The following is a 13843-nucleotide window of genomic DNA, read 5'->3' as shown; positions in this document are numbered from 1 at the left end:
GACAAGATGGGATATTCCTTTGATTTTTATTACATCTATTTGTAATATAGTTGCATCTGATTTATTCAGGAAGGACCGCATGAGCTCCCTCGGACTCAAGACTATCCGGAAGAAGCAAGGCTGGAACCAATCCGAATTGGCGCGCCGTCTCGGCGTTTCGCAGCCCCTCGTCTCCTTACTGGAAAGTGGAGAGCGGGTCCTAACTCCAGAGCATCTACAAAAATTCCGCCAAATGGGGTTCGAACTGGATGCCGGTTATCTGCCCATGCGACAAGATTTCGAAACTTCTAAACTGAATTACGCGCGAGAACTCGCGAATCTGGACTATCCGCGATTTGCGCATCTCAAAGTCGGAGAGCCCACGCTACACCCGATGCAGTTGCTCATGCGCGCCCTGTCTCAACCCAACCTCGAACGGCGCGTCGCAGAAGCACTGCCTTGGTTGGTGGTTCGTTATTGCAAAACGAATTGGGATTGGCATTGGCTTCGCGATAATGCGAAGGTACGAGATCTCCAGAATCGCCTGGGCTTCACCCTCACGCTCGCCCGGAAGGTCGCCATGCAAACGCAGTTCTCTTCCGTCGCAGCGTTATTGCGCAAGCAAGAAACCCAACTTCGCGATTCTGTCTTAGCGAGGCAGGACACGTATTGCTATGAGAGCATGACAAAATCGGAACGCAAATGGCTTGCGGCGAGAAGGCCGGAAGACGCCGCAGCTTGGCACGTCTTGTCAGATCTCGATGCCAATCAACTTGCTTATGCCTGACTCTTCGATCCCAGCGCCTTGGGGACCTTTCCTCAAGGAACTCGATGCAGTCGCTGCTGAACAGGTGGATTTCCACTGTATCGGTGGCTTTGTCCTGACTCGGCAATATGGCTTCATGCTCGAGACCAGCGATGTTGACGTATTGGCAATCCGCCCGACTCCCCTGCTCGATCAATTCCTGGCACTTGGCGCCAAGGGATCCCCGTTGCATCGCAAGCACCGCATCTATCTTCAGTTGGTAACGGTCATCGAAGCCTATCCCGAGGAATACGAGGATCGCCTTTCCGAAATGTTTCCCGGCGCACTGAAACATCTCCGCCTTCTCGCTCCCGATCCCCATGACCTTGTGCTTATGAAAGTTGGACGGAACAGCGAAAGAGACCGGGAAGGCATTAAATTTCTAGCGCGCAAAGGTCTAATCACTTCCACCGAACTGAGAACGCGTTACGAGAAGGAAATGCGACCCTACATTGCGCTACCGGAAACACGTAACGATCCAGTTATCAGCCTCTGGCAAGAAATGATTGATGAAGAGGTCGCGGCGCAACAGCATCCGGATGCCGCGCTCTAGCGATTCACGTCAGAAATCCGCTCCATTCCCCTCTGCATTTCTGTGCCTCTGTGTTGAATAAGCTCTCAACCCCTCCCAAAATTTCCTCCCCAAAACCCCGGAATTTCACGTCCGAAACCCGATTTTCTCGCTCCCAACCCGTTCTTTTCGCGTTTTTGCCCCTCGTAATCACATCCTTTTGATACATCCATCACACCCATCGCTGTCCTAAATCACATCCCAATACGACCCATTCCTCTACCCTTGATCCTCGCAACACCAGATCTTTGAAATCCCAACTCCCCCGTGTCTCCGTGCCTCCGTGGTAGGTGTAACTCCTTACCCGAGAGGAATTTACCCGTAAACACCATTAAAAAGAAGAATTTACAAGTTTTCCACAGCCTAAGCTGCTGAAAACACAAGAGCGGTGGGGGAGGGGGTAGAGGTATATCAACCATGAAGTTTCACGAGTGTCAGCACGTCCTCGCCAACGGCAATACCTGCCGCGCGCCACGCCTGCGCAACGAACCGTTCTGTTATTTCCACGTCGCTGCCCGCGATCGCGTCCGCCGCCAACGTCTCGCCGCCGAACGCCGACTCCCGCTCCAGGTGCCCGTCCTCGAGGACCGCATGACCATCCAGCTTGCCCTCAGCGACGTCGTCAACGCCCTCCTCTCCGATCGCATCGACGCCAAAAAAGCCGCCCTCACCCTCTACGCGCTGCAAACCGCATCGTCGAACTTGAAAGGTGTCGCCGTCGAAAAGCCCAAAACCTACAGCGAATATGTGCCGGAACTCGACGCTTCCCTCCCCGACACAGAAGAGGCAACCACGACCAGCGCAGCGCATGCAGAGCTCGCGGAAATGCCCTACCAGCCGCCGCAGCTCGCCGTCGTCCCCGCGCAAACTAATCCCGAAGATGTCGCAACCGACCCGTCGGCAAAGAAGAAGCGACGCCGCGAGAAAGCGAAAATCCCGCCCAAGAAGCCAGTGACCAGCGTTCCCAAGAAGCGAGATCCCACGATGCTGCTGATCCACGAGCTCGCCGTCGCCGCAAAAAAGAAAGAGCTCCTCGCCATCCGCAAATACACCCCGGCCTTCCGGAAAGGCACCGCCATGCCCCTCCCCTCCACCATCGAAGACGACGAAACCGCACAGGAGCGCCACGATCAAGAATGGGGAGAAATCTTCCGCGACCTAAGAAAGTCCAGCCAAACGAAGATCAAAGGATGGAATTGTTGAAAGAGCTTTCGCACCCATCGCGGCCAGCCCACACGCACTCTCCCTCACACTCCCCTCTCTTGTCATCCAGAGGCGCGCAGCGACGAAGGATCTGCTGTTGTCCGTCGGAGTACCGAGCCACTCCCTTCGTCCCCAAAGCGAATTTTTCGTCCCACTTGCGGATAGAATCAACTGAATCCCGCAGGCTATCCTGAGGTTCTAATTAGCGAACAGAGGACGAAAATGACGACCGCAGAAACCGCCTACATCAACCAGATCCGCGAACAACTGGTAACGCGTCGCCACAATCTCGAGACCGCGATCACCAAGCATGAATCGGCGCAGATTACGCACCTCTTGCACGATGTGGATCAGGCGTTGGCTAAGCTCGAGACCGGGAACTTTGGGGTCTGCCAAAACTGTCATGAGTCCATCGAAGTGGACCGCGTGATGGCTGACCCGTTGGTGACGTTCTGCCTCGGCTGCCTCACACCCGCGCAGCAGCGCAGCCTCGAACAGGACCTCGAACTCGCAGCCCGCATGCAGATCGGCCTGCTGCCGCCCGACGATTCCGCGGTAGCTGGTTGGGAGACAGCCTTCCATTTCCGTCCCGCGCGTGTGGTCAGCGGCGACTACTTCGACATCATCGGCGACGATCACGGCGGAATGTACTTCATCATGGCCGACGTCGCCGGCAAAGGCGTTGGTGCCGCGATGCTTACCGCCAGCCTCCGCTCGGTATTCCGCGCGCTCATCCCAACCGCCGATTGCGTGGGCGAACTCCTCACCCGCGCCAACCGCCTCTTCTGCGAGAGCGCCATGTCCGGCCAGTACGCCACCCTGGTGTTCGGCCATGTGAATTGTGACGGCGCACTCGACGTCGCCAACGCCGGTCATTTGCCATTACTACTAGCGAAGGGAGCGGATTTGGAGGTTATCGAGAGCACCGACTTGCCCTTTGGCATGTTCTGCTCTCAGCAGTTCACCGTGCAACGGACTTCCCTGCAACCAGGCGATACGCTGGTGCTCTACACCGACGGAATTTCCGAGGCGCTGAACGAAGCGGGCGAAGAATTTGGAGTCGAACAGATGCGCGAGTTCGTCCAGTCGCACGGAACGAAGTTGCCCTGCGAGATGGTGAAGAACTGCCGCGAGCGCCTCGATGGCTTCCGCGGAAACGTCGAGCGCTTCGACGACGAGACGATGCTGGCGATCCAATTCGCTCCCGCCAGCAAGCTGAGCGAACCGCGGCATCACGCCGTGATGTAAGGGTTAGTCGAGATCGGAGTAGTGAGCGACGCGGGACTTGGATTTAGGATGAGGCCGAGTCACGGTGGCTTTGCGCACGATCACCTCGACTTCGTCGTCGGCAATCGTGTTGTCGCGCTTGGATTGCGGCGGCTTGGCATCCGCGGTGATGACCGGATCGGCGAGCACGGCTGGCTTGGCGAGAGTAGGAAGCGCGCTGGGCGGCTTCTCGGCTGCGGCGGCAGTATCAGCGGCAGTTGGCGCAGTGACAGGCTGCTTCGCGAACGGAGTCGCCGTAGTCGTGGCGACGGTCGGCACGACGGTGGAGACAGGGCGCGGGTGCAGCGCTTCTCCGGCCAGCAACGCAAGGCCGAGAGACAGAGAAAATGCCGCGACTCCGGCACGAACGAAAGCGCGATCACGCCGGGTACGTAGCAGGCGCCGCGGTCTCGGCAGGCGACGCTCTGGCTTCGGCTGGTCTTCTTTACGGAACACTTTTTCGCGAAGTTCAGCCGTGGCCCGCACCATGTGTTCGATTTTTTGTTGCTCTTCCAGAAGAGCCTTGGCTTCCGCGGCTTCGCGCGTGCGACGACGGCTTTCTGCTTCTTTGCGCACCCGCTCCGCGAGTTCCTTCTCTGCCCGCTCGCGGGAATTGCGCTGGCGACGAAGCCTCTCGATCACCGCGTCGATAGAGATGACGGACTCGCTAGGTAGATCTGTTGGTTCGAGATGCGGCGGAGAGTGATATTCGCGCGGAGGCGTGAGGCGTTCGCGCCATTCATGCCCGCGGGCACGGGCTTCGCGCCACTGCCGCGCAGACCAACGCGAGAGCGCGTGAGCGGTCTCGCCGAGGTTCGCCAACAAGCCGGCAAACCGCGCCTCGCGCGACATGTGTCGGCCGGCGCCGCTGCGCACATCGCGGCTCTCGGGAGTTCCTGGCGCGACGTACACGGTGTCGGCGTCAGGAATATTGCGCCAGGCTTCGATGACGGGGAGCTTGTCGACGGTGAGTTCGAGATCGGCGGGAGAGATGCGGACCTCATTTGGACGCACGGTCTCCACCACGTAGCCCGCTTCCATGAGGGCTTCGCAGAGCTCCTGGACTTCTTCCGGAAATTGCGTGCGAATACGAGCCAGCGGCATCGAGACCTTCGACAACAGTCAGCGACTCAGACGTGCGCAAACTGTTAGAGGAAGTTTAGTGGCAGAAGGTGGCTCGTACTCTGGAATTATGAACTTAGTACTGGTGGGTGAATGGCGGTTCAGAGTGGCTAGTGGCGGTCGGCGAAATCCATGCCGTCGGCGTACTGAATGCCGGCGATCACCTTGGCGCGATACTGGACCTCCAGGTACGCCTTCATAATTTCAATGTGGTAGAGCTCACGTTGGCGGGGGTTGGGGAAGTCAGTGCGGGCCTCATCGAGGGCGAGGTAGCGGTCATGGGCCTCGATGAACTTGTGGACGGCGGGCAGCATGGCAATCATGGTGCGAACGATTGTTCTTGCTGCGGCGCACTTGCGGAATTAGGTGAACGTCTTACAAGGTAAGTAGAAGCTGTCTTAAGGCCTTCTGAGCAATTCTGACAGGGGGTACGGAACCTCCTTACATGACAGGCGGAACGCTGATGCCCATGGCAGCGAGGACGGCAATTAGTTCGCGGCGCATGACGGCGGCGGTGGCGAGCAGGAATTTCTTCCGGCCTTCGTCTTCCTCGGTGAGGATGTGGTGGCGGTGGTAGAAGTTGTTGAACAGTTGCGCAAGTTGGAAAGCGTGCTTGGCGGCGTAGGCGGGCTCGGATTGCGAGATGCAGAGCTCGAGAATCTGTGAGGTCTTCCCTGCCATGAGCCAGACTTCCCATATCTCGGCAGTCTCGGCAAAGTGCTTCGTGAAATCGACGTTGTACGCGAGTGCATCTCCGGGTGCGATGCCGGCTTTGCGAAAAATATTGGTGGCGCGGACCACCGCGTACTGCGCGTAGGGACCGGTTTCGCCTTCAAAGGCGAGAGCTTCCTTGAAGTCGAAGGCGATGACCGATGCTTTGGTGTACTTGAGCATGAAGTAGCGCAGGGCGCCGATGGCGATTTGGGTGCCAATTTCGCGGCGCTCGGACTCGGTGAGTTCCGGGTGGCGGGAATCGACTTCTTTGGTCGCGGCGTCGATGAGCTTGTCGATGAGGTCGTCGGCTTTGACTCCGAAACCTTTGCGGCCACTGACTTCTATATAGGACTTGGCACGATCATCTTCCGAGACGTCGTAGCCGAGATCGATGGCGCAACGCGGGGTGAGCGCGACCATCTCGTAGGAGAAGTGGGTGTAGTGGTCGGCTTTGTCGTTGTAGCCGAGGAGTCGGATGGCTTCCTTGACCGTCTCCTGAGGATCGGACTGGCGGGTATCGATGACGTTGTAAATTTCGCTGACGCCACCGAAATGGGGGTGGTCGCTCTCCCCCTCGGCGGGATCACAACTGATCCAGACCTGCTGGCCGTTGGGATAGAGGTAGAACTTTTTGTAGCCGAAGTCGCGGCCGAGCAGGCCGAACTTCCAAAGATGGTAGGCGATGTCCTTTCCGACGTAGCCGACTGTCCCGTTCGAACGGACAATGACCTTAGCGTCCTCGTCCGGCTGGCCATCGACCCGTTCGCGGCCTGGCCGGGTCATGACCCAACAGCCCTTGTTCTTACCTTCGGTTTCGAAGTAGAGGACACCTTTTTCTTTGAGCTGCTCGAAGGCGAGTGCCCAGAAGTTGAGGCGGAGGATTTCACTCTCGCGCGGCAGGAAATCGTATTCAATGCCGAGGCGGTCCATGGTCTCGAGATGGCGACGGAGGACAGCGCGCGAGATGATTTCAGCGATCTCGGAGAGCTCGTTGCCCCCGTGCTCGATGGCGTGCAGGACTTCGAGGCGGATCTTCTTGTTCTCCGCGGCCTGCTCGTACCACTGCGAGGTGTGGGCGTAGAGGTCCCAGCAGTAGTAGTCGAACTTGGGCTGCTCGGTGAGCGCAGTGATTTCGGCCTTCGACTTGTTCTCGATATGGGTGAAGCCGACGACGACGTCGGCGACTTGAACGCCAGTGTTGTCGATGTAATTCTGGATGTCGACGGTGCGGCCGGCGGCGCGCAAAAGGCGGACGAAGGTGTCGCCAAGGATGGAGTTGCGCAGGTGGCCGATGTGCGCGGCCTTGTTGGGATTGATCGAGGTGTGCTCGACCAGAATCTTGCCGTCGTGGGTGACCGGCGTGGATTCTCCTTTTGCTAACGCGGTGGCTGCATCCCCCCGCTTCAGGCGGAAGTTAATGTACCCGGCGCCTGCGACCTCAGGCTTCTCGAAGCCTTCGATGGGCGGCAGTTCGGTTGCGACTTCTTCGGCTATTTTGCGCGGGGCTTTGCGCAGGCGCTTGGCGAGTTCGAACGAGAACGGAAGAGCGTATTCACCCATCTCGACCTTGGGTGGAGCGTCCACCACGAGGGTGGGAAGATGGACGTCGTATTTCTGGCGGAGGAAGGCCTGGATGGCGGAGATGAGGCGCTGCTGGAGAGACCGATACACGTTGAGTGGATGCCCCTATTAAGTGCGTGCAGGGGCTGAAGCCCTTGCAGATTATCGACGCTTTTCGGCAGCGCTAAAGCGCTGCCCTGATACAAACCGGTTCGGCGATTTCGGCACGACTAAAGTCACGACCTTTCACCAGCCGTGCTTAGAAAAGTAGGTTAACGTAAATTGCTGAAGAAACAGTGATTCTAACAAAGCGCGGGGTTTGACCCCAAGGCGCGAGCTGCCCTAGGATGAAGGATTCACTGCCTCTTCCGCGACTCTGCTGAAGAAATCTGGCTTGTGGTTCGATCATGCGCATCGCTTACATTGAATGTTTTTCCGGGATCAGCGGGGATATGTTCCTCGGAGCCCTGGTGGATGCCGGGGTCTCCGCGGAATTGCTGCGACAGACCGTGCGCGGGCTGAATCTTGGGGCGGAGCTGCAAGTTGCGCGGGTAGACCGCTGCGGAATCACATCGACGAAGGTTGATGTAGTGGTGAATGGCGAGCCTGACCGTCCGCGGGAAAACGAGCAACCGGTGCACCATGTGCACTCGCATCAGCACGGACACGAGCACCAGCACGAACATCATCATGCCGATGGGACCGTACATGCGCATTCCCACGCACATGACGATGAGCCCGGGCACACCCACGAGCACCCGCACGAGCATGAGCACGAAGATAAGGAAGATAAGCATGACCACGCGCATGGGCGGCATCTGAGCGAGATCAAGACGATCATTGCCGGGAGCGCGATCAGCGAGCGCGCGAAGAAGACGGCGACGGATGTTTTCGAGGCGCTGGGCGCGGCGGAAGCGAAGATCCACAACGTACCGGTAGAGACGATCCACTTCCACGAGGTGGGCGCGGTAGATGCGATCGTGGATATCGTGTGCGCGGCCGTGGGCGCCGAGGCGCTGGATGTCGAGCGCTTCGTGGTATCGCCACTAAATGTGGGCGGCGGCACGGTGAAATGCGCGCATGGCGTGTTCCCTGTACCGGCACCTGCAACCGTTGAGTTGCTCAAGGGCGCGCCGGTGTACGCGGGCGAAATCCAGAAAGAACTGGTTACGCCGACGGGCGCGGCACTGGTCAAAGTGCTGGCGCACAGCTTCGGGCAGATGCCGGCGATGACCATCGCCAAGAGCGGGTATGGCGCGGGGTCGCGCAACTTCCCTTCCCACGCAAATGTGCTGCGCATCACTGTGGGCGAGGCAGCGGCCGTGGAAGAATCGAAGGGTGATCTTCCGCTGGATGAAGTGATTGTGCTCGAAGCGAACATCGACGACTTGAATCCGCAGCTTTTTGGCTACGTTGCCGAGCAGGCGCTGGCCGCCGGCGCGCTCGATGTTTTCGCCACGCCGGTGCAGATGAAGAAGAGCCGCCCGGGAACGCTGCTGACGTTGCTGGCAAAGCCTGAGGATGCGGAGCGAATTGCCCGGCTAGTGTTCCGCGAGACTTCGACGATTGGGATACGCACCCGCCGCGAGCAGCGCTACGTGCTGCCGCGCCGTCATGAAACGGTGCGCACGCAATGGGGCGAAGTGCGAATGAAGATCGCGCAGATCACGGGGAGCATCAGTAACTATGCACCCGAATATGAAGATTGCCGGCGAATCGCCGAACAGCATCATGTGCCGCTGAAGCACGTGATGCAGGAAGCTATCAGGCTTTACCTGGAACACACGAATGTCTAAGGACAAGTTCTACATCACCACGCCGATTTACTACGTGAACGCGCGCCCGCACATTGGGCACACGTACACCACGGTGGCCTGCGACGCGATTGCGCGGCGCAAGCGCATGCTCGGCGTGGATACGTTTTTTTTGACCGGGACCGACGAGCACGGGCAGAAGATCGAGCGCTCGGCGATGGCGTCCGGTAAATCGGACCAGCAATTTGTGGACGAGGTCTCGGCAGAGTTTCGCGGGCTATGGGACCGCATGGGGCTGAGCTACGACAAGTTCATTCGCACCACCGATCCGGAGCACATCCGCGGCGTGCAGGCGCTGATCAAGCGATTGCAGGATCGCGGCTACATCTATAAGGGCAAATACAGCGGCCAATACTGCGTTTACGACGAGTTGTATGTTGATGTCGACACGCCCGGCGCACCCTGTCCGGAATGCGGTCGGCCAACCGAGACAGTGCACGAGGAGAATTATTTCTTCAAGCTCTCTGCGATGGAAGAGCCGTTGTTGAAGCTGTACGCTTCGGACCCGAATTTCATTCGGCCGGAAGCGCGGCGCAATGAAGTGATCTCGTTCGTGCGCGGCGGGCTGAAAGATTTGTCAATCAGTCGTACGACGTTCAAGTGGGGCATCCCGGTGCCGGACGATCCGGCGCACGTGATTTATGTATGGATTGATGCGCTGTGCAACTACATCACGGCGCTAGGATTCGGCAGCGATGACACGAAACTCTACGACAAGTTCTGGCCCGCGGATGTGCACATGGTGGGCAAAGAGATTGTGCGTTTCCATTGCGTGTTCTGGCCCGCGGTGTTGATGGCCGCCGGACTACCGCTGCCGAAGAGCATCGTGGCGCATGGATGGCTGTTATTTGAAGAGAGCAAGATGTCGAAGTCGCGCGGGAACATCGTGCGGACGGAGACGATTCTCGATGTGCTTGGTGCCGATGCGCTTCGCTACTTCCTGATGCGCGAAGTTGTTTTCGGACAGGATGGATCGTTTTCGTTTGACGCGCTGGTGCAGCGCTTCAACGCTGACCTGGCAAATGGGCTGGGCAATCTTGCGAGCCGTACGCTTTCGATGATTACGCGCTACTTCAAGGGCGAGGTGCCTTATCCATCGAGCGCAGCGACAAGGACGGCAGCCGATGATGCAATCGCAAAGATCGCTGCCAAGACGATTGAAGACTTTGGCGCTGCGTTCGACCAGTACCAATTCTCGAAGGCGCTGGAAGCCGCTTGGGGATTGGTCGCGGCGGTGGATAAGTACATCGTGGAGAATGAGCCGTGGGCGCTGGCCGAGAAGCAGGATGAGCAGAGCCGCGCGCGGCTGGCGACGGTGCTCTACACCGCAGCCGAGGCTTTGCGCATCGTGACCGCGCTCGCGTATCCGGTGATTCCGGATTCGACCGCGAAGATCTGGTCGCAGTTGGGGCTCGGCGACATCAAGCAATTCAAGCTGGCTGAGATCAAGTGGGGCCAGCTACATCTTGGAACCAAACTGGGGAAGGTAGAAGGCGTCTTCCCGCGCGCCGATAAGACGGCCATCGAAAGGATGCAGCAGATGGAACAGGAGCGCCAAGCGCCCGCACCCGAAGTGACGCCCGAAACCGCACAACCGGCGGTAGCGCCCGCACCAGCGGTGGAAGCACCTGTGGCGGCGAACAATGGGTTCACACCGATTGCGCCGCAGATCACGATCGATGACTTCACGAAGGTTGACCTGCGGGTTGCGGTGATCAAACACGCTGAGAAAGTAAAGAACGCTGACAAACTGCTGCGCCTGGAAGTGGACCTTGGGTTTGAGCAGCGCCAGATCATCGCGGGAATCGCACTGGCGTATGAGCCGGAGAAGTTGATCGGGCGGAAGATCGTAATCGTCGCCAACCTGGCGCCGCGCAAACTCAAAGGTCTCGAGTCGAATGGCATGCTGCTGGCGGGATCGCTTGATGGCGGAACGCCGGTGCTGGCCGGATTCCACGAGGATGTGCCGCCGGGAGCGAGGCTGAAATAGGAACACGTCGTGCACGCTAGGTGTCATTAGGTCATGCCTAGAGCTGCTCGCATTGCACTCAGCATTGCCATTGCATTCGCGATGCTGTTCATAGTCGGTTGGTTTAGTGATAGAGGATCTTGGGATGGCTCGCTCTATGGGCAACCTCCCGGACCCACAGCGCCGGAGCGTTTGCTCAACGACCACCCGATATTTGTAATCATCACTCTGGGTTTCACAATCGTTCTGGGAGTTGTTTTCTTCGGGCGGCGTCGTCGCTCGTAGACATCATGTTCGTAGATTCTCATTGCCATCTTGACGGGCCACGCTTTGCGGAAGATCGCGAGGCCGTGATTTTGAACGCTTGCAATGCTGGTGTGGAGCACCTGCTGCTCATCGGCAACGGCGATGGGCCGGACACTGCCGATCAGGCGCTGCAACTTGCGAAGCAATATGACTGGATGCACGCGACGATTGGGGTGCATCCGCATGAGGCGAAGCTGGCTACGGCGGAGAATCTCCAGAAGCTGGCGGAACAGGCACGGGATCCGAAGGTTGTCGCCTGGGGCGAGATTGGGCTCGACTATTGGTATGACCATTCGCCGCGGGATGTGCAGCAGCGCGTGTTCGTTGAGCAACTGGAGTTGGCGAAGCACCTTGATTTGCCGATCGTGATTCACTGCCGGCCGTCGCAGAAGAGCGATGGCGATGCGTGGGAAGATTTGTTCGCGCTTCTTACGGCGCATTGGGTGGGGCGTCGCGGCGTGATGCACTGCTTCACCGGAACCATCGAACAAGCCCGGCAGTCGCTCGATATCGGATTTCTACTCTCGTTCGCGGGGAACGTGACGTTTCCCAAAGCGCAGAACATTCGCGATGCAGCAGTGCTTTGTCCGTTGGACGCGATGTTGATTGAGACGGATTCGCCGTACCTGGCACCGGTACCCCACCGGGGCAAAAGGAATGAGCCGGCATTTGTTGCGGAGACGGCGGCGTACATCGCGCAGTTGAAGGGCGCCGGGGCGGAGGAACTGGGGCGCGCTACCACGTCGAATTTCTATCGGTTCTTCGGAATTCAAAAGCAAAATCTTTAAACACGAAAGACACAAGGGAAACGACGGTTGATTTGGGTCGGTTGACTTCGACCGCTCGTGAACCTCGTGGCCTTCGTGTTTACACGTTTTTGCCGTACACTACTGTTTTATGGCCGACAATTCCTTCGACATTGTGAGCAAGATTGACTTGCAAGAGGTGTCCAACGCCATTCAGCAGGCGACGAAAGAGATCCAGACGCGCTTCGATCTGAAGGATACGAAGTCCGAGATCAAGCTGGAGAAAGATGCGATCGAACTGCATTCGTCGGATGAGTACAAGCTGAAGGCGGTCACGGACATTCTGCAAGGCAAGCTGGTTAAGCGTAACGTCCCGCTTAAGGGTCTGACGTACGGGACAATCGAGTCCGCGGCGGGCGCGACGGTACGGCAGAAGATCACGATGCAGCAGGGGATTCCGGGCGAGAAGGCGAAAGAAATCGTCCGAGTAATTAAAGATTCGAAGAAGAAGGCACAGGCATCCATTCAGGGTGACACGGTGCGAGTGAGCAGCAAGGACCGCGATACGCTGCAGGAAATCATTGCGCTGATTAAGAACAAAGATTTCGGGATCGACGTGCAGTTCACGAATTATCGGTCGAACTAGTGGGGAGCGGCGCGAGTTTGGGGTTGAATAGTCCAGCGACCAAATCGGTGAAAGAGGTCTTCGAGCTGATCAGCGAAGATCTGCTCGCTATTGAGCGCGAGTTCGGGCGAGATACCGTTTCGAACGTTGCTGCGATTACCGAGATTGGTGAGTATCTGCGCAATGGCGGCGGTAAACGTCTGCGCCCTGCCCTGCTGCTATTGAGTGCGAAGCTGATGGCTTATCGCGGCCTCGGCGCGGTGCGGCTTGGGGCGGTGGTGGAGATCATCCACACGGCAACTCTCGTTCACGACGACATTATTGATGATGCTGAGATTCGGCGCGGGCGTCCCTCGGCAAACACGCAGTGGGGCAATTCCAAGTGCGTGCTCGCGGGCGATTGGCTCTACATGCAGGCGTTTAAGGTGGCAGTCGCGGAGCGGAACTTCGCCGTCCTCGACACGCTCATTGAGCTTACCCAGAAGATGGTCGAAGGCGAGTTGCTGCAGATCGAGAAGCTCGGGAAGCTGATTTCGCTGCAGGAACATTTCGACCTGATCGACCGCAAGACGGCTTGCCTGTTCTCCGTGTGTATGCGACTGGGCGGGATCCTGGGCGGCGCAACCGCGGAACAGATCGAGAAGCTCGGTGAGTACGGGCACTGTGTCGGCATGGCGTTCCAGATTGTGGATGATGTTCTCGACCTGACCGCCAGCGAAGAGGTTCTCGGAAAGCCGGTGGGAAGCGATTTGCGCGAGGGCAAAGTCACGATGGCGGTGATTGACGCGCTCGAGCATTGCACGCCGGCAGAGCGGGACACGATCGTCGCCGTAATGCGCGAGAACGGCTTCGTGAGCGTGCAACACGCTGATATTCTGAAGATCCTGAAACGATACGATTCTGTGGAGAATGCGCTGCTCCGCGCTAATGAATTCGCGGTAAAAGCCAAGGCGGCGATCGAGGAGTTCCCCGACTCCGAATACAAGCGGGCGCTGATTTGGGTGCCGGAATTCGTGGTTGAGCGCGACAAGTAGTGCCAGCTGCTCTGCAATCTAACCTTTCGCCATCGTTCGGCATCCTAAGCTTGTCCACGTGCCCACTGAGTCTGTTCTACCCGATCACTGCGAAGTGCGGCACCGTCTCCAGTCGCGATTGGAGGCGCT

The 13843-nt window shown here is 58.3% G+C and carries 12 protein-coding genes; 9 read left to right on the top strand and 3 right to left on the bottom strand.

Annotated elements, in window-relative coordinates; genetic code table 11:
* The first annotated feature begins 19 nt into the window (after positions 1 to 19).
* The 4 genes from ACID345_RS10480 (at position 20) to ACID345_RS10465 (ending at position 3806) form a co-directional block, all read left to right on the top strand.
* Positions 20 to 766, top strand: coding sequence for a helix-turn-helix domain-containing protein (locus ACID345_RS10480; RefSeq protein ID WP_011522840.1), 747 nt, complete (start codon positions 20 to 22; stop codon positions 764 to 766).
* On the top strand, positions 741 to 1337 hold the full coding sequence (locus tag ACID345_RS10475) for a DUF6036 family nucleotidyltransferase (protein WP_011522839.1): 597 nt from the start codon (positions 741 to 743) through the stop codon (positions 1335 to 1337). Before ACID345_RS10480 ends, ACID345_RS10475 begins: the two co-directional genes overlap by 26 nt.
* Before the next feature lie 435 nt (positions 1338 to 1772).
* Positions 1773 to 2558: a hypothetical protein gene (locus ACID345_RS10470; RefSeq protein WP_011522838.1), complete on the top strand. Its 786-nt coding sequence runs from the start codon at positions 1773 to 1775 to the stop codon at positions 2556 to 2558.
* A 222-nt stretch (positions 2559 to 2780) separates the two neighbouring features.
* Positions 2781 to 3806 (top strand): SpoIIE family protein phosphatase, encoded by a 1026-nt coding sequence (locus ACID345_RS10465; protein ID WP_011522837.1) that lies wholly within the window; start codon positions 2781 to 2783, stop codon positions 3804 to 3806.
* A gap of 3 nt (positions 3807 to 3809) precedes the next feature.
* Here the strand turns inward: ACID345_RS10465 and ACID345_RS10460 are convergent, their stop codons facing one another.
* From ACID345_RS10460 to ACID345_RS10450, 3 genes are all read right to left on the bottom strand, one after another.
* The gene (locus tag ACID345_RS10460; RefSeq protein WP_011522836.1) at positions 3810 to 4928 is read right to left on the bottom strand and encodes a hypothetical protein; all 1119 of its coding nucleotides are present in this window, start codon (positions 4926 to 4928) and stop codon (positions 3810 to 3812) included.
* A 128-nt stretch (positions 4929 to 5056) separates the two neighbouring features.
* Positions 5057 to 5269: a hypothetical protein gene (locus tag ACID345_RS10455; protein ID WP_011522835.1), complete on the bottom strand. Its 213-nt coding sequence runs from the start codon at positions 5267 to 5269 to the stop codon at positions 5057 to 5059.
* Positions 5270 to 5387: 118 nt separating this feature from the next.
* The gene (locus tag ACID345_RS10450) at positions 5388 to 7331 is read right to left on the bottom strand and encodes an arginine--tRNA ligase (protein WP_011522834.1); all 1944 of its coding nucleotides are present in this window, start codon (positions 7329 to 7331) and stop codon (positions 5388 to 5390) included.
* Positions 7332 to 7627: 296 nt separating this feature from the next.
* Here ACID345_RS10450 and larC point away from each other — a divergent pair, with 296 nt between their 5' ends.
* From larC to ACID345_RS10425, 5 genes are all read left to right on the top strand, one after another.
* Complete coding sequence (gene larC / locus ACID345_RS10445) at positions 7628 to 9016, top strand: nickel pincer cofactor biosynthesis protein LarC (protein ID WP_011522833.1); 1389 nt, start codon at positions 7628 to 7630, stop codon at positions 9014 to 9016.
* A complete protein-coding gene (gene metG, locus ACID345_RS10440; protein WP_011522832.1) occupies positions 9009 to 11024 on the top strand; it encodes a methionine--tRNA ligase in 2016 nt (671 codons plus the stop codon). Before larC ends, metG begins: the two co-directional genes overlap by 8 nt.
* Before the next feature lie 269 nt (positions 11025 to 11293).
* Complete coding sequence (locus tag ACID345_RS10435) at positions 11294 to 12097, top strand: TatD family hydrolase (RefSeq protein WP_011522831.1); 804 nt, start codon at positions 11294 to 11296, stop codon at positions 12095 to 12097.
* A 109-nt stretch (positions 12098 to 12206) separates the two neighbouring features.
* Positions 12207 to 12701 (top strand): YajQ family cyclic di-GMP-binding protein, encoded by a 495-nt coding sequence (locus ACID345_RS10430; protein WP_011522830.1) that lies wholly within the window; start codon positions 12207 to 12209, stop codon positions 12699 to 12701.
* Between the two features lie 23 nt (positions 12702 to 12724).
* Positions 12725 to 13714, top strand: a complete 990-nt coding sequence (locus tag ACID345_RS10425; RefSeq protein ID WP_041856538.1) for a polyprenyl synthetase family protein — start codon at positions 12725 to 12727, stop codon at positions 13712 to 13714.
* The last annotated feature ends 129 nt before the right edge of the window (positions 13715 to 13843 follow it).

Source organism: Candidatus Koribacter versatilis Ellin345 (genome assembly GCF_000014005.1).
Taxonomy (GTDB): domain Bacteria; phylum Acidobacteriota; class Terriglobia; order Terriglobales; family Acidobacteriaceae; genus Korobacter; species Korobacter versatilis_A.
This window is presented reverse-complemented; position numbering and strand designations above follow the sequence as displayed.